The following is a 21418-nucleotide window of genomic DNA, read 5'->3' on the forward strand; positions in this document are numbered from 1 at the left end:
TTTTATTAAAACTATCGTTTAATTAGTTCTGCTTGAAAAAAATTATTGTAAAGGAATCTGGTTAATTGAACAGATTTTTTCGTGGTGCAATAGCAACAGTTCTAATTGCATCATCACTTGCGGCTTGTACACCAGCAGACAAAAAGACAGAGGTAAAGGAAAGCGATGATTTAGCAGCAGTAAAACAATACTCCGATAATTATTTATCAAAAGTAAGTGCTGATTATTCATTTGATTTCGCCAAAAGTCTTGAAGAATTTAAAACAAATGAAAAGCTAGGATATCGTTCGGCAGGATCTGAAGCAGAACTAAAAACTGGCGAAAAAATTGCAGATGAAATGAAGAAAATTGGGCTTACCGACGTATCAAAAGATGAATTTACAGTTGATAGCTGGACATTCGAAAAAGCAGATATGACATTTAATACAGTTGATGGTAAAGAAAAATTAGCTGTTTTAGGGGCATATCAAACGAATTTTGATACAAAGGGAACAAAAGAATTTGATGTTGTTTATGCAAATCGCGGAACATCAGATGATTTGAAAAACCTTGATATTAAAGGCAAGCTCGTACTTATAGATGTAAACCAGCGAGAAGACTGGTGGGTTAACTACCCTGCCTATCAAGCTCATTTAAAAGGGGCAGCTGCAGTTATAGCCGTGCAAAGTGAAGGTTATAGCGAAGTAGATGGCGACGCTTTAAACGCACAGGATATTTGTGGACCTGATGATGCGCCTGCATTTTCTATGTCTCAAAATGATGCTAAAGAGTTAAAAAAATCACTAAAAGCAAATAATAATAAACTGACTGTTAACTTTGATGCCAAATCTACAGTTAAATTCGATCAACCAACTTACAATTACTATGGAAAAATCGAAGGTAAGGACCCAGAATCATATATTATCCTTTCAGCACATTATGATTCTTACTTTGATGGTTTCCAAGATGATAATGCTGCGATTGCCTTAATGATGGGAGTAGCGAAAGGTTTAGTAGATAGTGGCTATAAACCCGAGAAAACAATTATCTTTAATGCATTAGCTGCCGAAGAATGGGGCGTTTCAAATACGCGTTACGACTGGTCTACTGGTGCTTACAATCAGATTTTCCGCATCCATCCAGAATGGGTTGGAAAAGCATTTGCAGACATGAACTTCGAGCTTCCAGCTTATGAGCACACTACAACAAATGAAATCCGTGCAGATTATGAGTTGAAAAACTTCTTAACTAAGTTCACGAAGTCTGTGCCATCAGTTAATGGCGTATATAAAGACGGTATTTCTGTTGTGTCACCATTACGTACTTGGTCGGATGATTTTTCATTCTCTATTGCAGGTGTTCCATCATTACGAAATGATTTCCAAGATAGCGAATTCATGCATTCGCATTATCATACACAGTACGATAATGAAGATACGTATAACGGTCAAGCTTTAGAATTCCATTTGAATTTATATGGTTTACTAGCTATGCACTATGATCAAACAGCTGTAACACCGCTTGATTTCACAACAAGATTAGATGCGTTAGCTAAATCTGTTAAGTCTGATGTCTTTAAATCTGCAAATGTTTCTTCAAATGAATTAACAGCAGCAATTGAAGAAACGGCTAAAACAGCTAAAGAGATTAATGCTCAAGTTGAAAAAATTAATGCGGACTATACAAAAGCATTAGTAGCTGGTGATGAAAAAGAAGTGAAAAAGCTTTATGATGACAGTCGCTCTTTAAATAGTAGTTTATTAGCTACTTATAAATATGCTCAAGATCAATTTGTACGTTTGACTTGGGAAGACGAACCAATTTTCCCTCACGAACATGCACAAAATAATATCCCTAACTTACAAGGCGCAATTAAAGCTCTTGAGAAAGGCAATGCGGGTAAAGCACTAGATGATTATTTATGGTTAATTGATAACAACTGGTACACTTATGATTTTGACAAAGAAGTTTTCGATTACTTCACAGATTATGTACTGGATCAACCTGCAGATCGTTTAATGTGGGGTGCGGGTCGTATTATGGGGCACGAAGACTTATATGACACAGTAGCATCATTGAAAAAGAAGCGTGATCAAAAGAATGCTGATGTTTCTAAAGAATTATCAACTCTAAATGCAGCTCTTGAAAGACAGGAAAAATTACTAAAAACATCTGTTCAAGATGAAGTAAAAAGTGTTCAAGAGTTAAATGCACAACTTGAAAAAATGAAATAATTTTTGAATAAATTAACGAAAAAAGCGGAGAGTGAAATTTTACTCTCCGTTTTTTCGTTATCCTCATATACCTCGCTTCGCTTGATTATATATTCATACACTTCAAGTTTTATATTTCAATTGTATTAAGTTATTGAATAATACATCCCAGTTAAATAATAATTTTTTATTTCCACTTTAAATTATTTCAATATATTTAAAAGACATAAAATATTATAAATTTTAACTATTTTTAAGTTATTAAGTACCCATTTAATTATTTTAATATATATTTATAGAGCAAATTAGCGCCTTAATTAAACTGTATTTTCTGACAACTTATTGCTAATTAAATATACAATGCGTTATGATATACAAAATTACATTAATTCTAAAAAGTGGATACAGCATTAATCTATGTTTATATGAATTAAAACTTCATGATTTTCGAGGATTGGGGGAGTCCAATGATAGAGTTTAAACATGCTAATAAGTATTTCGGTGATTTTCAGGTTTTAAAAGACATCAATTTGACAATTAACAAAGGTGAAGTAGTTGTGATTATCGGTCCATCTGGCTCTGGTAAAAGTACTTTACTTCGCTGTATCAATCGGTTAGAGACTATTTCAGAAGGTTCTCTTACTGTTAACGGTATTGAAGTAAACAATAAAAATACAGATGTTAATAAGCTCCGCAGAGAAATTGGAATGGTTTTCCAACATTTTTACCTATACCCACATAAAACGGTTTTAGACAATATTACGTTAGCTCCTATAAAAGCATTGGGAAAATCTAAAGAAGAAGCACAAAAGATCGCACATGCGTATCTAAAAAAAGTAGGTATCCCTGATAAAGCAAATTCTTTCCCTTCACAGATTTCTGGTGGGCAGCAACAGCGTGTCGCCATTGCAAGAGGATTGGCAATGCATCCTGAAGTTATGTTATTTGATGAACCTACATCTGCACTTGACCCTGAAATGATTGGGGAAGTTTTAGATGTTATGAAATCATTAGCAAAAGAAGGTATGACAATGGTTGTCGTAACACATGAGATGGGTTTTGCTAGAGAAGTAGCCGATCGAATTATTTTCATCGATAAAGGTCAAATACTTGAGGATGCAGATCCAGCTGAGTTTTATAAAGCACCTAAAGAAGAACGAGCGAAACTATTCCTCAGTCGGATTTTAAATCACTAATACAATTTAGGGGGACGTCAATATGTTCAAACGAAAAAAAAGAATACTTTCAATTTTACTTTTAGCCTTCACGGCTGTATTCATGTTAACCGCATGTGGGGACAAAAAAGATGAAGAGTCAACTGGAAATGACAGCAAAGGTAAAGATGCACTGCAAACCATTAAGGACAATGACAAAATCGTTTTTGGAGTAAAAAATGATACGAATTTATTTGGGTTAAAAAATCCAAGTACTGGTGATATTGAAGGTTTCGACATCGATATCGCAAAAGAAATTGCAAAAAGCATTTTAGGGGATGCATCTAAAGCTGAGTTTAAAGAAGTAACTTCTAAAACGCGTATTCCGATGCTACAAAATGGTGATATTAATGCAATCGTTGCGACTATGACAATCACTGACGAACGTAAAAAAGAAGTAGATTTCTCTGATGTATACTTCAAAGCCGGTCAAGCTCTACTTGTTAAAAAAGGTAGCTCAATCAAATCAATCGATGATATTACTAAAAAGACAAAAGTTATCGCAGTAAAAGGTTCTACTTCAACTCAAAATATTCGTGAAAAGGCTCCAGAAGCTCAAGTTTTAGAATTCGAAAACTATGCCGAAGCATTTACAGCTTTAAAAGCTGGTAAAGGTGATACTTTAACAACTGATAACTCGATTCTTTACGGTATGGCTGATGAAGACAGTAACTATAATGTTGTAGGAGATTTATTCACTGACGAGCCTTATGGAATCGCAGTAAAAAAAGGAAATACTGAATTAGTAGAGGCAATCAATAAAGCTCTAACGGAAATGAAAGATAGTGGCCGCTACGATGAAATTTATAAGCAATGGATTAAACTGAACTAATTAACCAATTATTTCTTTAATAACTACTTGTTAAAAATAATGTAATTAGTTTTTAACGGGCAGTTAACCTTTGGGCTTTTATTTAGACATTTGGTATATACTGTCCGTTCTTTATTCATTATTAAGATCATAAAATTTAAATAATACACTCAAGTATTAAAAGGAGTGATTCATTATGCTGGATTTTACGATATTGACCAATAACTGGGATATGTATGTTGAAGGATTTAAAAACACACTACTTACTAGTTTGTTAGCGCTAATTGGTAGTTTTTTATTCGGTACTCTTCTAGCTGTATTCCGAATTGCTCCAATTAAGTCTTTGAATTGGATTGGTACTATTTATGTTGAATTTTTCCGAAACATTCCGCTATTAATCATTGCATTTACTTTATATGCCGGTTTCCCTACTCTAGGTATAGAGTTAGATGGATTTCAAGCGGGTACAATTGCACTGATTATTTATACCTCTGCATTTATATCCGAAGCAGTTCGTGCTGGGATTTTATCGGTACATAAAGGGCAAACAGAAGCAGCACGTTCATCAGGTCTAACTTATATCGAAACAATGCGCTACGTTGTACTACCTCAAGCAATAAAGATTGTAATTCCACCACTAGGTAATCAATTTATTAATCTCGTCAAAAATTCTTCTATTTTAAGTGTTATTGCTGCTGGTGAACTAATGTATCAAGCAGATTTAATTTCAGCTCGTACATATGTTGTTTTTGATGTTTACATTATCGTTGCTTTATTTTACTTAGTTATTACTCTGCCTCTTAGTTATGGCGTTAACTATTTAGAAAAGCGTCTAGCGAAGAGCAATTAAAAGGAGGTTGGGTACATGAATTTTACAGGTGCATTTACTCCAGATCATTTAAAATTTTTGTTAGAAGGATTTTTAGTAACATTACAAGTTGCTAGTATTGCAATTGTATTCAGTTTTATTATTGCTGCAGTCATCGGTATCATTCGTTATGCAAAGATTCCAGTGCTCGCGCAAATACTTGGTGTGTTAGTTGAACTTATTAGAAATTTACCATTACTACTAATTATTTTCTTTATCCACTTCGCCCTACCTGAAGTTGGAATAAAGTTCAGTATTATAATGTCGGCTATTATAGCCTTAACTATCTTTGAATCAGCGATGCTATCAGAAGTGATTCGAAGTGGATTAACTTCGATTCATAAAGGGCAAATTGAAGCCGGAAGATCTTCAGGGCTTTCTTATATTCAAACTTTGTGGCATATCGTTTTACCTCAAGCTTTACGGAGAATGGTACCTCCTATTGTTAGTCAGTTTATTTCATTACTAAAAGATACTTCACTTGCTGTAGTAATATCATTACCAGAGCTTATGCATAATGCAAACGTAATTAACAACCAACCAGGTGGTGATAAATTTGTAATGCCGATCTTTATTCTAGTAGCATTAATGTATTTTATAGTGAACTATACTTTGTCTATAATTGCAAGACGTTTAGAATTAAAAACAACTTAAAAAAAAGTTATTCCTCAAGCGAATATTTTGACTTAGAGAATAACCCTTTTTATAGGCATTTTAATGAATTCAAACGTTTTAATTCAAATTTGGTATTTTTCTCTTCTTGCTTGTAAACTTAAGATACAAATATTTTACCATCAGACAACTTCTCTTTATCTTTCACGTCATCCAATGTATTAAGTACATAATAATTATTTGCATTCGTTTGGATTTGCCGATAACAATAACTAGCAATAGTGAATCAATTACTCGTTGAATCAATTTTTAAAAAAGTGTAGATACCATCCCATATATCAATGCAATACAAATAACAAAAGCTGGATGTATTTTAAACTTTTCTAATAACAAGTATGCGCCAATCATTATTATTAATGTCGATATCCAACCTATACTTAGCCAAGCATCTTTGGCAAAATCGAAAGTCATCACTAATAATAATACAGCTATGATTGGGCGAATATATTTCGTTAAATTTTTAACGTATGGTGATTCTTTGTATTTCATTAAGACGCTCAACAACGCTATCATTAGGATTAAAGAAGGCGCAACTGTAGCAAAAACTGCAACAATAATGCCTAAAATACCGGCTTGGTCATATCCAACAAAACCAGCCATTTTTGTTGCAATAGGCCCTGGTAATGCATTACCTGCAGCGACCATTTCTGAAAACTCTTGATTGGTCATCCATCCATAGTGCTCAACTACCTCTTGCTGTACAAGCGGAATAGAAGATGGACCCCCTCCATAACCTAAAATACCCGGAATAAAAAATGCCATAAAAATATGCCAATAAATCATTTATTATTCCTCCTTTTTACTAGAGGAGCAAAAACGATTATAAAGACCGATAAGATGACAAAAGCTGGGTGTATATTTAATAAAGACATAGCAATTAATGAAAGCAAAAGAATAATGAGTGTTTTCTTCCACCCCATAGATTCTCCAGACTTTTTCACGAAATCTAGAGCCAATATACCAAGCATTACAGCTACGACTGGTACAACCGCTGAAGCCATTGCCTGAACAGCAGGTATATCTTTATTCGTTTGCAATAAAAATAGCAATACAATCATTAATATAATCGTTGGAACTACGCTGACTAAAATTGCATTTATTGCGCCTGCCACTCCAGCTATTCTATATCCTATATAGCCCGCCAGCTTTGTGCCAATTGGCCCCGGCATAGTATTAGCAAGAGCTACTACATCACTAAACTCATCATCTTCCATCCACTTATACTTTTTCACTACTTCCTGATGAACAAGTGGGATAGCAGAAGGTCCACCACCAAATCCTAGCATACCTACTCTAAAAAATGCGGATGCAATATCTCTATGAAGTCGCAAATTAGGGCGCTTGTTTTGAGACTTCACTTCATTTTTTTTCACCAAGTAGCAATAGCCCCATCTGTACGTGATTCTGTTCCACCCTGCAATACGCCCGTTTCAGGATCTCGCCAAATAATTTGTCCACGCCCAAAACTTCCTCCGTCTGACATCACTTGCACATTATGACCTTTTCGTATAAGTGATTGAGCGATGTAATTAGGGAACTCTGGTTCAACATGTACAGTTTTTCCTCCTACCCACTGCCAACGCGGCATATCTAATGTAGCTTGTGGATTTAATTGATGATCAACTGTGTTAGTTACCACTTGGAAATGGCCTTGTGGTTGCATATATCCTCCCATCACGCCAAATGGTCCGATTGCTTGTCCTTCTTTTGTTAAAAACCCCGGAATAATTGTATGATATGTACGTTTTTCTGGCTTAAGAACATTGGGGTGTTCTTTATCCAATGAAAAATCGTGCCCACGATTTTGTAATGCAATTCCCGTATCGGGAATCACAATTCCTGAGCCAAAACCCATATAGTTACTTTGAATATATGAAATCATGTTTCCCTCTTCATCAGCTGCAGCTAAATAGACTGTTCCACCTTTAGGTAAATCATAAGGTTCTGGATTGATGGCCTGCTTACCTATTAACGCCGCTCGTTTTGTAGCATATTCATCTGCCAATAAATGCGGTACATCTATTGGCATTTCATCAAGTTCTGTCACGAATGCCTTTCCATCAGTAAATGCTAGTTTCATAGCTTCAATTTGGCGATGAATTGTTTCAGCATCTTGCCACTTAGAATCTCCAGTCTGTTTGAAAATATTTAAAGCCATTAGCGCAATTAACCCTTGACCATTCGGAGGAATTTCCCACACATCATAACCATTATAAGTAGTCGAAATTGGATCTACCCATTCCACTTTATAATCAGCTAAATCTTCTTTCGATAAATAGCCACCATGTTGTTTCATAAATGCATCCATTTTCTCTGCTAATTCTCCATGGTAAAATGCATGTCCATCGGTTTCTGCTATTTGTCTTAACGTTGAAGCGTGTCCAGGAGATGACCACATCTCTCCGATATGCGGTGCACGATTATTCGGAGCAAATGTATCAAACCAACTAGTAAACTCCTCTGATGTACATGTTTCTTTGAATTTACGATACGCAGAATCCCAAAACTTACCTAATACTGGTGAAACCGGATATCCCTCTTCAGCATATCGAATGGCAGGTTCAAGTACTTCTTTAAACGGTAGCTTACCAAATTTTTTAGATAGCTCTACCCAACCAGCTGGTACACCTGGAACTGTAACTGGTAATACCCCATATGTAGGGATTTTTTTATACCCTTTTTCTCGTAACTTCTCAACTGAGATTGATTTTGGAGCTGCCCCCGATGCATTTAGACCATGTAATTGATCCTTAGTCCAAACTAATGCAAAGGCATCTCCTCCAATACCATTTGAAGTTGGTTCTACAACTGTTAATGCAGCCGCAGTTGCAATGGCAGCATCAATCGCATTCCCGCCTTTTTGTAAGATTTCTAGTCCTGCTTGAGCAGCTAATGGTTGTGAAGTTGCCACCATACCCTTTCTTCCAAATACGGTATGGCGTTTTCCCGTAAACGGGTGAAATAAATGATCCATTTATATACCTCTCCCTGACACAATACTAGTCACTGCATAATGACATGCTACGAAGTGACCGCTTGTATATTCTTCCCACTGTGGTTTTTCTGTTGTACATATATCTTTTAATACTGGATATCTTGTATGGAATGAACAGCCTATTGGTGGATTTGGCAAACTCCTTGGAATTTTGTGTGTTGAACTTTATTGTTTTAATATCATTTATCTTTACTATTTGTTATCTCCATTCTCATCACCATTATAATATCCTATATTTTTTTATCTAGCATTTAATCAATATAGGAAAATATTCTCGAAAGAAAAAAGGTAAGAATATTCTGATATTTATATAGATAAGAAACTTATTTCACATATTAAATGTACAATATTTTCCTATAAACATAAAAGGTTTTTTTCTAAGTAATATAAATCTACAACTGAGTACCCCTTCTTTATAAAGAATTCTATTTGTACAAAGGGATTAATATGTCCCGGGAAATTATTTTCATATAAATTATTTAAACCTATTTCATATTAAAGTTTTATCTAATTCCCCTCTCTTTGACCATATGAAAAGGTTGCCACCAATTCTGTGAGTTAGAATTTGGTGGCAACCTATTTAAATAGTTATTTTAATTTCGCTTGTGCTTCTTTTGGAATATCCGAAAGCTTAACTTCATCATATGAAGAAACGCCCTTTTTGTCTTTTACATAAAGCATTAAATATGCATCTTTACGTAAGTTTTTACTTGCTGTAAATTCAAATGTTTTTGCTTCACCTTTTGCATTTACACCTTCTAAGTTATAAATATAAGTTACAAATATTTTCCCATCAGATTGCTTCTCTTCTTTTTTCAAACCATCTTCTGTAATATGCACATAATAGTTATCTGCATTCATACGATTAAAATCAATTTTCCCTAATACTACAATGCCTATAACACCAATTAGGATCAGTGCGCCAATTGCAATTAAAAATTTCTTCATTATTATCATCCTTCTCTTTTATTATTTTGGGTAATAATTCGATTATATGAATAAACCGTTAATACATAATAGATTCCATAAATAGCTGTATAAGCGAGCATCCATATGATGACAGGCTTAGTGAAATCCATTGAAAATAACTTTGAAAATGCTGTTAATGCTACCGCACTATGCGCAAGGCCGATGACAAGTGGCACAGCGAAAATAACAAATACTTGAGATGCCACTGTTTTTCTCATTTCTCTAGCACCAACACCCATTTTATAAAGCATATTGTATTGTGACTTATCTTCCTCTGCTTCTGTTAGTACTTTGAAATAGATAATACTACCTGTAGCTGCTAAGAATACAAGGCCAAGGAAACTACCAATGAATAATAGTGAACCCATTCCTTCAATACCGCTTTGATAATCTTCTGGTGCGCTTGAAAACTGAGCTTTCTCAGGTAATGCACTAGCAATTTTCTTCGATAGATCAGTTGTTGCATTATCTACTCCAATTGCACGGAATTGCACACTCTCACCTTGTTTTTCAAGTTCTTTATATTGCGCATCTGTAACTACAAGTGTCATACCTGCCATTAGATTTAAGACTGGAACTTCATGATATCCTTCTAATGTAATTGCGGTTCCTTTTTTCGATGTAATCGTCTTACCCGCATATTTCGGCGATAGACTTTCATGATATTGAACATCAATAATAGTCGCTTTATTGCCTTTTAAATTGAGCTCCTCTTTTTGTTGAAGTCTCGCTAACTTGTTGTATGTTGTTTCATTGATTACTGTGTAAATACGTTTATCTTCGTCTATGCTCATTGCAGATTCTAGCTGCTTTGCTTCAAATGTAACAAATAATGCTGAGATATTTTCATCATATTTTGTAGTTGGTAGTAAAGATGTTACTTTGTCGTTATCGACATTCGCTGTTTGCTCGTACATAAACGTATTTGGATCAGTAAGCTTTACATTGTCATTAATATTGTAATAAAGACTGTAGACCGCTCCTCCAGCAGTTACTGTTGTTGCACTCAAAATAGCGATAACAGTTAATGTACGGGCGTTACCTCGAACCCGGTAAAGCAATTGTGAAATGGTCATTAAATGTAGACCTTTCCAAAGCCATTTTTCACGACGTTTGAATAAAGTTAAGACAAAGCCTGTAACACTATGGAACAAAAGGAATGTTCCTATAATAACTGTTGCTAATATAATAAGCGGTGTAAACATTCCTAAAATACGCCATGCCTCGGATGTTAATAAATTCTGTAAAGCTAACCAATAACCCGTTCCAATGCTTATTACTCCTAATATGGCTATAACCCATGAAGGTTTGGGTGCTACTTCACCCTTTTTCGATGCATGGAATAAATCGATTAATTTAAATTGATAGATTAAACGATATCCTTGGAATGAAGTGATGAAGAAGATAATTAGGAAAACAGATGCTGTATTTATAACTGCTTCCGTTGAGAACGTAAATGGAGCGACAACATCATAACCCATTAAACGAATTAAAACGGTAACGAACAATTTCGAGCTAAGGAATCCTAGGAAAACACCTATCACTAATGAAAATACACCAAGCAATAAATTTTCAAAGAATAACATGAAACCAATTTGACGTTTTCTAACACCTAATAATGCATAAAGTGCTACTTCCTTTTTTCTCTTTTTCATGAAAAATGAATTTGAATATGCGATGAAAATAGCGACAAAGAAAATTAGTACTACTGCCGCTCCACTCATAAGAGACCCCATCTTCTGTGAAGACTTCGTCATCTCAGAGACAATATCGCTATATTTTAAAGTAACGAAGGTAAAGTAAATGACGATACTGAATACCATCGATGCTATATACAAAAAGTATTGCGAGAAATTTCGTGCTATATTTTTTCTCGCTAAACTAAATAATGTCATCAACCTTACCCCCAATTGCAGATAAAGTATCTAAAATTTCTTGGAAAAATTCTTTCCGCGTTTGATTGCGACGGTAGATTTCCTTTGAAAGTCGGCCATCCTTAATGAATATAATACGGCGACAAAAACTTGCAGCGAATGCATCATGCGTAACCATCATAATCGTTGATTCGTTATTCTCATTAAGCGAACTTAAGCTTTCTAGTAAGTCGGTTGCGGATTTTGAATCTAATGCACCTGTTGGCTCGTCAGCTAAAATGAGCGCCGGCTCTGTCACAATTGCTCTTGCTGCAGCTGTACGTTGCTTTTGACCACCTGAAATTTGATATGGATATTGACTAAGCAATAATTCAATTCCAAAAACTTTAGCTATTTTTTGAACGCGTTGCTCAATTTCTTTTGCAGGTACTTTTGCAATTGCTAACGGTAATAAAATATTTTCTTTTACAGTTAGTGAATCTAGCAAGTTGTAATCTTGAAAGATAAAACCAAGATTATCGCGTCTAAAATCTGAAAGCTCGGCTTCCTTCATATCATGAATACCCTTATCATTCATAAAGATTTTGCCTTCTGTTGGAGAATCTATTGTTGCAAGAAGGTTTAATAATGTAGATTTCCCTGCTCCTGATGGGCCCATAACCCCAACGAATTCACCATGCTCAATTTGAAATGATATATTTTCTAACGCTGTGTATTCATTTGATGCTTTGCCATATATTTTTTTGACGTTTTCTACTTTTAATAATGATTCCATTTGCGTCACCTCTGCTGTCATTTGTTGATATACATACTATATCTCCTCATCCTTACAGCATAATTGTCGTAACCTTACAGGAACCTTAAATCTTTTTCGGGTATTATTAATTGTTATTTTCTCAAATAAAAAAAGACTTTCCCGAATTACAGAAAGTCTTTTTCTATCTTTATTTTCTCGTTGTGTATAAGTCTGATGCTTCATCAAAGTAAAATCGTCTTTTACCTTTACCAAATGCGACTAGTAATGCATGGAAGAACAAAGCAACTATTAATACTATTTCAAGTAAATTAGTACCCAGTGCTAAAAATACCTTTAATTTATAATACGGTGAACCAATTTGTAAGTTCATTTGAGCGAAAATGCTTAGTATAAAGAAAGAAAAGTATGTGAGATAAATAGCACCAAAGCGTTTGAACAAACGTTTATTTGTATCTATAGTGCTTATTTTACTATCATAGCGGAAGCGCATAATTTTTGAACCTATTGTATGTCCATTCCAAACAATCGGAATGGCAAAAAATGCGATAAAAATAATTATAGAATTAATTAAGAAATTCACAATTAAATTTGATTCTGTAAATGCGGTGCTAAATTGCCCAACCAGATTAATAATGAAAATATCAATAAGTAATGCGATTAATACAGACATTGCACGAACATCATCAAGCGCAATCAATCTTTCCGCTTTTGCATTAATGCTCTCTTTTGAAGGGAACATCGCCAAAATAGCAGGTGCGATGAAGAAGCCAAGTATGCCGCCTAATGTATTAAGCATTAAATCATCCACATCAAAAATACGATACGCACAATTATAAATACCGTAAATCCCTGTCACTTGTGTGATTTCATAAAATAATGTTAATGCAAAAGTTAAACCAAGTGCCCTTTTCCAGTACTTTCTTTGTTGAAAGAAATAACGTAAGTATACCCCAAACGGTAATAGTAATAAGAAATTAAAAAAGGCTTGATAAAAGGCAGACTGTTTAACCAATAATGCATATGTACTTGGCTGAGATAAAACCACACCACTATTTTTAAACATGTCTGAGATAAAGGTAAACGGCATCAATGAATAATGCTGTGTACCTGGTTGTTGTGTAATACAAGTATTACGTGATTCTGGCAATGGTAGTAGAACTAAAAATAATGCGCTAATAAAATAAAAAATAAATGAAAATGCAATTAGCGTCGTTGATAATGGCAAGTATCCATATTTACGATATGTGTAAATCAGCCATGGTACAAAAATAATAACGGCCAAAAGGAGAAATACTATCATTGCGACGTAAATTGGCTGTGTATATGCTGACATGCTCCTACCTCTTTCGTCATTAATTCTTAAAATAATTCTCATCATATCAAAAAAGGCACTCAGATTAAAAGTATTTAAACTATAATCGAATGCCTTCTGCTACATAATCAATTTGTTATTGGCCCGCTATAATACGCTCTTTACAAAAACTCAAAATCAATTCTTCTTCATCTTCTTCTAATCCAAATTCAAGCATTTTTTCAGTACCTTTATCGATGATGAAGTAATTCGCAAGTTTATAGTCGTCCTCTTTTTTTCCTACGATTGCGCGAATTTCAAGACCACCTTCTACAAATAGTTCGTCTTCTTCATCTACTTCGATATCTAATAAGAATTCAAAGCGTTGTCCTTCAATAATATTTGTCGGATCTAAAATTTCATCCATTGTATATGCTAAAATGTCCATAAAGAATCGCTCCTCTTTTGCATGTATCAATCATTAATATTAAAGCAAAAATGCGATTAGTAAAGTTTTTAGCTGATTTACCTGTACTTTTCGATAAAAAATTTAGGAGTGGTGACGTTGCAGACATTATTTTACTATCAAAATGCGATGATGAAAGAGTTTCCAGCAAAAATTATAAGAAAAGGGATTGAAGATGACGGACGCGAATTTATCGTGCTTGATAATACCGCATTCTATCCTACTGGTGGCGGTCAACCTCATGATACAGGTACTTTAAATGGTATCGCCGTAGTAGATGTAGAGAAAGTAGACGACGAAATTCGTCATTATATTGCAGAGTCTTTACCTAACGATGATGAATTGGTAATGGGCGTACTCGATTGGGAACGACGATTCGATCATATGCAGCAACATGCAGGTCAGCATATTTTGACTGCTGCATTTGTTGAGCTATTCGGCTACCAAACCATTAGCTTCCATCTAGGGCGAGGAACTGTAACAATTGATTTGGATATTGAAAACATTAGTGAAGACGAACTTGTAGCAGTAGAAGCTCTAGCCAACAAAATTATTTTAGAAAATCGACCAATTGAAACAAAATGGGTCACAGAAGATGAATTAGAACAATATAACTTACGTAAAGAACTTAGTGTGACAGAGGAAATTCGTCTAGTTATCATTCCAAATTACGATTATAATGGCTGTGGCGGTATTCATCCCACTTCAACTGGACAAGTTAGCGCCATTAAAATTATGCATACTGAAAAACAAAAAAGGAAAATACGCGTGCATTTCGTTTGCGGAGGGCGCGTACTTAGTGAACTACACTGGCGCAAAAATGAACTAAACAAAGTAGCTAAACTTGCAAGTACGCCTGAAAATGAATCGGCTGATACAGTTTCTAAACTATTAACTGTCCAAAAAGGGTTAGAGAAAGCTTTAGCCGCAGCAAAAGAACAAATACTATCCTATGAAGCATTAGAACTTGCAGCAGCTACTAACAACGGTGTAACTGGTGCTGTTTATGCAGAGCGTTCCATTCAAGAATTGCAAAAATTAGCTCGACTAGTAATAGCTGAAAATGAAAATACTGTAGTGCTTCTCGTTGCTGAGCAAGGAGAGAAATTACAGTTTGTCGCTGCTCGTGGTACAAATGCAGTTGATATGAGTATGAAAGATATATCTTCAGCAGTTCTACCACTATTAAATGGCAAAGGTGGCGGTAGCGATGCCTTCGTACAGGGCGGCGGCGATCATACGATGACGGGTTCTGAATTACTAGAGAAGATGAGCAATATTATATAAACAGGTAATCGGTTAGCTCACTTTTTTACAATTAAAATAATCCACCTCTTTCTATAAAGAGGTGGATTTATATTATAGGTTAAACCAATTAATAGATTAATAGCCACTCCGCGCAAATTAGAAATAACTTATGAATTTAGTAATTACTTATAATAATTAACAACAATTTGTACGATTAATAAGAGCGTAATAGCCCGTAATAGCGGATTAACATATTTCACATTCATTTTACGTGCCACTTTAATGCCAACTTGTGCACCAATTATCCCACCAAACATTAAAGCAATTGTCAGCGGCCATTCAATTTTCCCCGTCGAAATGTATGTGATAGAACTACCAAAGCACCCTGCAAAAACACCTACCCTATTTAAGCCTACTGCACGGATATAAGCGATTTTCTGACTTGCATATAAATACATCTGTAACGTACCACTGCCGGGTCCAAACATCCCATCATACATACCAATTCCAAATAACGATGAACCTGTTTTAATATTCAGCTTAAATTGTTCTTCCCCTTCAAAATTACTTTTCTTTAATAATGAAGTTACAAAAGCAAAGCCTAATAAAAAAATGGCTACTATGGTCAATGTATCTCCACTCATCAACGATGCAACCAGTCCTCCTGTTGCTCCGCCTAATAAACAAGTGACTAGTACGATGGCTGCTTCCTTTAATGTAATTTCCTTTTCTTTAAAGATTACTAGAAAGCTAGTAAATGAACTAACTGTATTCGCTACTTTATTTGCTCCAATAGCAGAATGCACGGGTAAACCATAAAGAAGCATCGTAGGTAAAGAAATCAATCCACCTCCCCCGCTTAATGTGCCAATAAAGTTTCCAGCAAAGCCAATCACAATGAAGATAAAAAATGACACAAGACCCCTTCTTCCATCTTATCAACCTACTTCCATTTTATACGAAGTCGCCATAACAATAAATGTAAATATTAAATGGCCACCCATAGGATGACCATTCATTTTAATATGAGCTATTACCCTCTAATTCAAAGGAATCCTCTTCATTTGAATTGCTGTCTTCAAAATTTTCACCTTTACGCTTTTCACTTTCTGTTATATAAGCTGCACAAGTAATATCACCTGTTGTATTAACTGCGGTTCGTGCCATATCGAGCAAACGGTCGATACCAATAATAAGAGCTATTCCTTCAACTGGAAGCCCAACAGATTGTAAAACCATTGCCAGCATAATCAGTCCCGCTCCAGGTACAGCTGCGGTTCCAACACTCGCTAGTACAGCAATAATAACGACCGTCACAAGTTGACCAAAAGTTAAATCCACGTTGAATACTTGAGCGATAAAGATCGTTGCTACCCCTTGCATTATAGCGGTGCCATCCATATTCACTGTCGCACCTAAAGGTTGGACAAAACTACTAATAGCCTTAGGAATCCCCATCTTCTTCTGAGCTATCTCCATTGATACAGGCAATGTTGCACTACTACTTGATGTACTGAAGGCCACGGTCATAGCTGGGAAGAAGTCTTTGAAAAATTGAACCGGATTTCTACGACTTAATAACGATATAGCTGTACCATAAACAATGATCATATGCAAAATAAGTGCGAGTATAACCACAATCATATAAAGTCCCATAGCTTTGATGGCACCTAACCCTTGTTTACCGATGGCAGAAGCAAGTAAACCAAATGTACCGTATGGAGCAAACTTCATCACGATGTTCACTAAAGTCATCATGACTTCATTTCCCTGGTTTATCACTTTCAATAAAGTATTTGCTTTGCTTCCAAGGTAGCTAATAGCTATACCTACAAAGACAGCGAAAAAAATAATTTGCAGCATATTTCCTTCTACCATTGCTTGTATAGGGTTTGTTGGAATAATAGAAAGAAACGTTTCTGATATAGGCGGGGCTTTGTCTGCTTTATATTCTAAGCCTGTTGTTTCGAACTGCCCGATATTCCCTGGTTGAATTATCGATGCTAAGCCAATCGCTAAAATAATAGCTATTGCTGTGGTCAATAAGAAAAAGACTATCGTTTTAATACCTATACGACCCAATTTCTTCGGATCACCAATATTCGCAGTTCCTAAAATAATGGAGAAAAACACAAGTGGCACTACAAGCATTTTAATAAGACTCAAGAAAATGGTACCTAATGGGCTAAAGAAGTATTGATCGACCTTAGGAAAGATATCCTCAGCCCACATATTCATCCCTATACCAACTAACGCACCTAATATGAGAGCAATAATAATATTACGAGCTAGCTTCATCTTTTTCCCTCCTCATTTAATGGAATACAAACTTCTAAATAAAAATTATAGAAAATGCCCGCTGTGATATAGAGTTGACTATTTTCACATGCGGGCATTTTAACTAACTATTTACTTAAAACTTAACGATTGGCAAAAGGAATTTTTTAAATGGGTAATTAACAACTACCCTCTAGTTCAAATTCCTAAACTTTTTTCAAATAAAAAATCTACAAAGAGAAACGACTATTTTTTAATTTTATCTTTAATGAAAAGCATCTTCTGATCGACGATTATTTCAGATATGAATTTATTCCAATCGGCTATTAATGCGTTATAACAAAATACATCTGGTAGCGCAACTTGGTAATTATTCGTTGGCGATTCCTCATAAAACGTATTCCAATCATTTTGCTCTTGGTAGCGTTCTAATTTACTCACTTGTTGCACTTTCTCTTGGAATACATTGTAGGCTGATAAAACTGTTGCTTCAAATACTTGCTGAGGACTTTCTTCTTGTAAGCTATTACGCAAACGTTTTGCCCAATTCTCAACCATTTCACAATTCAACTCGCTAAATGCTTCTCGATTTCTAGTATACGGATTATTTTTCGTCTCTTCTTGACGTTGATTTATGTCTTCTATTTTGTAGTTGAAAAATGATACATACGCAGTCTCCATTTTACTTGCTAACTCAGGAGATACGCCGTCTTTTTGAATCAGCAGTTCTAATTTCATACCTAAAAATCCAAGCTCTATTCCTAGTTGCTCCTCGCTAACGGAAGTTGATTTTTGGTTAGCTAACCTGCGTTGAACTGCTTGATAAAAAGTCGCTACTGCATTTAATTCCAATGTTGTATACGGGTTTTCTTTAATTTTAATACGATTCTCATCTATTTTAGCTATCACTAATCGTAGAATATCCCCCATAAAATATGAGTCTCTTTCCAACCACGCATCTGGTGTACCTTTAATAAATGCGTAATCCGGATTTGCTACGACAAAATTTCCGTATTTAGCAAGTTTATATTGATAAATCCCTTTAATCGATTGCTCCATTAAAGCTGATTCTCCTACTACTTCATTTTTTTCAAAAAAAGCGCCGACATAATCAATAAAAGCATTCGACATTCTTGTAAACCCACGGCCAAAAATTTCATCCAGTTTAGCAAGCTGTGCTACTTGGTCTTCGCTTTCAAAATCACGTTCGATGCGCATTTTATATGTGATATATTCGGAAGCTAAATAATCGAGATGCTCGCCAATAGCAGGAAGTCGCTCAAAAGAAATCCCACCTTTTGTACTCACATTAAATTCGACCATCTTCCAAAAAATTTCTTTTGGCAGCCCCTGTTGTTGAAATTGCTCTTCTGTAAGCGATTGCATTTTCATTCTCTTATCTGCAGAAAAATACATTGGTAAACGCTCCTGTACTTCCGCAATATATTTTTTCTTTAAGTGTTTTACCGTTTCCACATCTAAAAAAGGCTCTAATATGTTATTTTCACCAGTTTGATTTGGGTGTTGTTCAGGTAGGGACACTCTATTTTGTACATAATAATTGTTCACTTTACATGTCGCCCTCCTTTTAGTAGTAATTATCGGTTATGTGAACGTATAACTACCGACTCCATCTGTATGAATATTTTAACAATTTAATGTAGTTGCGACTAGTCCTATTTATGAAACGAAAGCATAATAGGTACAACTGTCTCTGTTATAACCTATAATTATAGTACATAATTCTTTTCTGAAAGGTCTGAGTATAGTTGAAAATTGCAATCATTGGTGGCGGCATCGGAGGTTTATGTGCTGCAGTTGGTCTTCAAAAAAGACAAATTGAAGTTGAAGTTTTCGAAGCCGCACCTACTTTCCTACCCGTTGGTGCCGGTATTGGCATTGGTTCAAATGCCATGCAGGCACTTATGAAAATGGGCGTTGGAGAAAAGGTTTATACAAATGGGACGACTTTGACAACTCAAGTGTTTCAAAACAGCAGTGGAAAGATATTGAACACAATTGATTTTAGTGCTATTAAACGACTTTACGGACAGGAAAACATTACGATTCAACGGTCTGATTTACATAGTACTTTATTAGAAACTTTAGTTGAAGGAACAGTGCAATATAGTAAGAAATGTATAGACGTTGTGTCTGAAGATACTCAAGTAACAGCTTTTTTTGAAGATGGAACATATGTGACAGCTGATTTGCTCATTGCGGCAGATGGCATTCACTCACCTATTCGGCAAAAACTTATACCTGACTCTGCTCCACGTTATGCCGGTTATATGTGCTGGCGTGGTGTAGCTGAAAACAATGGGGGTGTTGATGAACATACATCTTGTGAAATATGGGCAACTTCTGGACGTTTTGGCTATGCCCCCTTGAAAAATGGACAAGTTTACTGGTTTGCCTGTGTCAATGCACACGAAAATGATACTTTTTATCACACCTTAGGTCGGAAAGAAATCGCTCGTTTGTTTGAAAAATTTCCTGCTCACGTAGCTGACCTTATACTTGATACAAAGCCAGATGTTATTTTACATCATGATTTAAAAGATATCCGTCCTCTGAAGAAGTTCGCTTATGGACGTATTGTTTTGTTGGGAGATGCTGCACATGCTACAACGCCAAATATGGGCCAAGGTGCTGGGCAATCGATTGAGGATGCACTTGTTTTATCGACAGCTCTTGCTGAATTCACTGATTTTAAAGACGCTCTCCAACACTATGAAAACGAACGCGTAGCTCGTACAGCAAAAGTAATCTCACTTTCGCGTCAAATTGGTTGGAGCGCTCAATTTTCTTCCCCGATTTTAGCTAAAGCACGAGATATAGCCTTTCCATTTATACCGTCAAAGGCTTTACTGTGGAGATTAAAATTCCTATTTGATGTGAAATTAAAATAAAAAAATCGCTAAGCGCTGAAATGCTTATCAGTACCTAGCAATTTTTTTATTATATCGAATGTAATTCCACCACAACAATCTCAGGTAAATTTAGTAAGCGAACAGGCATTAGACTATTACCAAGTCCCCGACTAATAACTTGTGTCATATGATCGACCTCAACTGTACCAGCTGTATATTTCGGAAAGAATCCTTGCCCTGGTGCGATAAGACCACCAACACCTGGCAAACGGAATTGTCCGCCATGTGCATGGCCGGAAAAAGCTATATCAATATTATTTTCAGCATAGATTTTCATGTATTCAGGTCGATGAGCTAGTAAAAGCTTAAAACTACCCTTTGATTGTTGGAGAAGTGCAGTATCTAACATTGCTTGTGTATCTGTTCCAGCTAGTGGGTCTTCAATGCCTACAATTTGAATTATTTCTCCATCTTTTTCAAATGGCAGGGTACCGTTTGATAATACATTAACGCCCAGTTCAGTAAGAGCTCCTTTAATTTCAGAAACTTTATTTACAGCTATTTCATGATTACCTGTAACATAATAAACCGGCGCTATTTCCACAAAACCAGCGACAGCATGTATGCTGCCCTCTAAATCATAGCGATTGCGGTCAATGACATCTCCTGTTAAGAAAATAGCATCAGGCTTTGCATTTTGAACTTTTTTAATAAGGCGATCCTGCTTATTGCCAAATGTAGCATCATGTAAATCAGAAACTTGAACGATACGCATACCATCAAAAGATTTTGGTAATTTCTTAGACTCTATTTTATACGTTGTTGTGACTAGCCATTTATTGTTTATAATACAAAAAATCACAACCAGTACTAATCCGATAATAATACGTAAAATCTTTTTCAATGGTCAT

Annotated in this window: 20 protein-coding genes; 7 read left to right on the forward strand and 13 right to left on the reverse strand. The window is 35.4% G+C overall.

The features are described from left to right. The first annotated feature begins 65 nt into the window (after positions 1-65). The 5 genes from AMD00_RS17110 to AMD00_RS17130 all read left to right on the forward strand — a co-directional run bounded on the left by AMD00_RS17110 (position 66) and on the right by AMD00_RS17130 (position 5739). On the forward strand, positions 66-2213 hold the full coding sequence (locus AMD00_RS17110) for a M28 family peptidase (RefSeq protein WP_211258657.1): 2148 nt from the start codon (positions 66-68) through the stop codon (positions 2211-2213). A gap of 446 nt (positions 2214-2659) precedes the next feature. Then, positions 2660-3388 (forward strand): amino acid ABC transporter ATP-binding protein, encoded by a 729-nt coding sequence (locus AMD00_RS17115; protein WP_053418193.1) that lies wholly within the window; start codon positions 2660-2662, stop codon positions 3386-3388. Positions 3389-3410: 22 nt separating this feature from the next. After that, positions 3411-4238 (forward strand): transporter substrate-binding domain-containing protein, encoded by an 828-nt coding sequence (locus tag AMD00_RS17120; protein ID WP_053418194.1) that lies wholly within the window; start codon positions 3411-3413, stop codon positions 4236-4238. Between the two features lie 175 nt (positions 4239-4413). Beyond that, positions 4414-5067 (forward strand): amino acid ABC transporter permease, encoded by a 654-nt coding sequence (locus AMD00_RS17125; protein WP_053418195.1) that lies wholly within the window; start codon positions 4414-4416, stop codon positions 5065-5067. A 15-nt stretch (positions 5068-5082) separates the two neighbouring features. After that, on the forward strand, positions 5083-5739 hold the full coding sequence (locus tag AMD00_RS17130) for an amino acid ABC transporter permease (protein ID WP_053418196.1): 657 nt from the start codon (positions 5083-5085) through the stop codon (positions 5737-5739). 267 nt (positions 5740-6006) lie between these two features. Here the strand turns inward: AMD00_RS17130 and AMD00_RS17135 are convergent, their stop codons facing one another. The 9 genes from AMD00_RS17135 to AMD00_RS17170 form a co-directional block, all read right to left on the reverse strand. After that, the gene (locus AMD00_RS17135) at positions 6007-6540 is read right to left on the reverse strand and encodes a chromate transporter (protein WP_053418197.1); all 534 of its coding nucleotides are present in this window, start codon (positions 6538-6540) and stop codon (positions 6007-6009) included. Further along, complete coding sequence (locus tag AMD00_RS17140; RefSeq protein ID WP_407701125.1) at positions 6537-7130, reverse strand: chromate transporter; 594 nt, start codon at positions 7128-7130, stop codon at positions 6537-6539. Before AMD00_RS17140 ends, AMD00_RS17135 begins: the two co-directional genes overlap by 4 nt. Then, positions 7127-8731 carry a gamma-glutamyltransferase family protein gene (locus AMD00_RS17145; protein ID WP_053418198.1) on the reverse strand — a complete coding sequence of 535 codons (1605 nt, stop codon included), beginning with the start codon at positions 8729-8731 and terminating at the stop codon, positions 7127-7129. Before AMD00_RS17145 ends, AMD00_RS17140 begins: the two co-directional genes overlap by 4 nt. Beyond that, positions 8732-8890, reverse strand: coding sequence for a hypothetical protein (locus tag AMD00_RS23325; protein ID WP_245639546.1), 159 nt, complete (start codon positions 8888-8890; stop codon positions 8732-8734). A gap of 450 nt (positions 8891-9340) precedes the next feature. Continuing rightward, positions 9341-9700 (reverse strand): YxeA family protein, encoded by a 360-nt coding sequence (locus tag AMD00_RS17150; RefSeq protein ID WP_053418199.1) that lies wholly within the window; start codon positions 9698-9700, stop codon positions 9341-9343. A gap of 5 nt (positions 9701-9705) precedes the next feature. Continuing rightward, entirely contained in the window at positions 9706-11616 is a 1911-nt protein-coding gene (locus tag AMD00_RS17155; RefSeq protein ID WP_053418200.1) for an ABC transporter permease, read from the reverse strand. Then, a complete protein-coding gene (locus AMD00_RS17160) occupies positions 11603-12370 on the reverse strand; it encodes an ABC transporter ATP-binding protein (RefSeq protein WP_053418344.1) in 768 nt (255 codons plus the stop codon). The genes AMD00_RS17155 and AMD00_RS17160 overlap by 14 nt, the downstream gene beginning before the upstream one ends. Positions 12371-12539: 169 nt before the next feature. Then, on the reverse strand, positions 12540-13685 hold the full coding sequence (locus tag AMD00_RS17165) for a VanZ family protein (protein WP_053418201.1): 1146 nt from the start codon (positions 13683-13685) through the stop codon (positions 12540-12542). A gap of 115 nt (positions 13686-13800) precedes the next feature. Then, positions 13801-14091 carry a DUF6509 family protein gene (locus AMD00_RS17170; RefSeq protein ID WP_053418202.1) on the reverse strand — a complete coding sequence of 97 codons (291 nt, stop codon included), beginning with the start codon at positions 14089-14091 and terminating at the stop codon, positions 13801-13803. 117 nt (positions 14092-14208) lie between these two features. On the opposite strand from AMD00_RS17170, the gene AMD00_RS17175 reads away from it, so the two are divergent. After that, on the forward strand, positions 14209-15396 hold the full coding sequence (locus AMD00_RS17175; protein WP_053418203.1) for a serine-tRNA(Ala) deacylase AlaX: 1188 nt from the start codon (positions 14209-14211) through the stop codon (positions 15394-15396). 143 nt (positions 15397-15539) lie between these two features. Here the strand turns inward: AMD00_RS17175 and AMD00_RS17180 are convergent, their stop codons facing one another. From AMD00_RS17180 to AMD00_RS17190, 3 genes are all read right to left on the reverse strand, one after another. After that, positions 15540-16274, reverse strand: coding sequence for a sulfite exporter TauE/SafE family protein (locus AMD00_RS17180; protein WP_053418204.1), 735 nt, complete (start codon positions 16272-16274; stop codon positions 15540-15542). A gap of 103 nt (positions 16275-16377) precedes the next feature. After that, positions 16378-17655: a dicarboxylate/amino acid:cation symporter gene (locus AMD00_RS17185; RefSeq protein ID WP_053418205.1), complete on the reverse strand. Its 1278-nt coding sequence runs from the start codon at positions 17653-17655 to the stop codon at positions 16378-16380. Between the two features lie 225 nt (positions 17656-17880). Then, on the reverse strand, positions 17881-19203 hold the full coding sequence (locus tag AMD00_RS17190) for a hypothetical protein (protein WP_053418206.1): 1323 nt from the start codon (positions 19201-19203) through the stop codon (positions 17881-17883). Positions 19204-19403: 200 nt separating this feature from the next. Between AMD00_RS17190 and AMD00_RS17195 the strand changes: the two genes are divergently transcribed. After that, positions 19404-20546 carry an FAD-dependent monooxygenase gene (locus AMD00_RS17195; protein WP_053418207.1) on the forward strand — a complete coding sequence of 381 codons (1143 nt, stop codon included), beginning with the start codon at positions 19404-19406 and terminating at the stop codon, positions 20544-20546. A gap of 49 nt (positions 20547-20595) precedes the next feature. Here the strand turns inward: AMD00_RS17195 and AMD00_RS17200 are convergent, their stop codons facing one another. Then, entirely contained in the window at positions 20596-21411 is an 816-nt protein-coding gene (locus tag AMD00_RS17200; RefSeq protein ID WP_053418208.1) for a metallophosphoesterase, read from the reverse strand. Positions 21412-21418 lie beyond the last annotated feature (7 nt).

It is taken from the genome of Viridibacillus arvi (assembly GCF_001274945.1).
GTDB classification, from domain to species: Bacteria; Bacillota; Bacilli; order Bacillales_A; family Planococcaceae; genus Viridibacillus; species Viridibacillus arvi.

Excerpts from the sequence above, each read along its gene's own strand:
- AMD00_RS17115 (WP_053418193.1), top strand. The coding sequence starts at position 2,660 with ATGATAGAGTTTAAACATGCTAATAAGTATTTCGGTGATTTTCAGGTT.
- AMD00_RS17120 (WP_053418194.1), top strand. The coding sequence starts at position 3,411 with ATGTTCAAACGAAAAAAAAGAATACTTTCAATTTTACTTTTAGCCTTC.
- AMD00_RS17125 (WP_053418195.1), top strand. The coding sequence starts at position 4,414 with ATGCTGGATTTTACGATATTGACCAATAACTGGGATATGTATGTTGAA.
- AMD00_RS17130 (WP_053418196.1), top strand. The coding sequence starts at position 5,083 with ATGAATTTTACAGGTGCATTTACTCCAGATCATTTAAAATTTTTGTTA.
- AMD00_RS17135 (WP_053418197.1), bottom strand. The coding sequence starts at position 6,540 with ATGATTTATTGGCATATTTTTATGGCATTTTTTATTCCGGGTATTTTA.
- AMD00_RS17145 (WP_053418198.1), bottom strand. The coding sequence starts at position 8,731 with ATGGATCATTTATTTCACCCGTTTACGGGAAAACGCCATACCGTATTT.
- AMD00_RS17150 (WP_053418199.1), bottom strand. The coding sequence starts at position 9,700 with ATGAAGAAATTTTTAATTGCAATTGGCGCACTGATCCTAATTGGTGTT.
- AMD00_RS17155 (WP_053418200.1), bottom strand. The coding sequence starts at position 11,616 with ATGACATTATTTAGTTTAGCGAGAAAAAATATAGCACGAAATTTCTCG.
- AMD00_RS17160 (WP_053418344.1), bottom strand. The coding sequence starts at position 12,370 with ATGGAATCATTATTAAAAGTAGAAAACGTCAAAAAAATATATGGCAAA.
- AMD00_RS17165 (WP_053418201.1), bottom strand. The coding sequence starts at position 13,685 with ATGTCAGCATATACACAGCCAATTTACGTCGCAATGATAGTATTTCTC.
- AMD00_RS17170 (WP_053418202.1), bottom strand. The coding sequence starts at position 14,091 with ATGGACATTTTAGCATATACAATGGATGAAATTTTAGATCCGACAAAT.
- AMD00_RS17185 (WP_053418205.1), bottom strand. The coding sequence starts at position 17,655 with ATGAAGCTAGCTCGTAATATTATTATTGCTCTCATATTAGGTGCGTTA.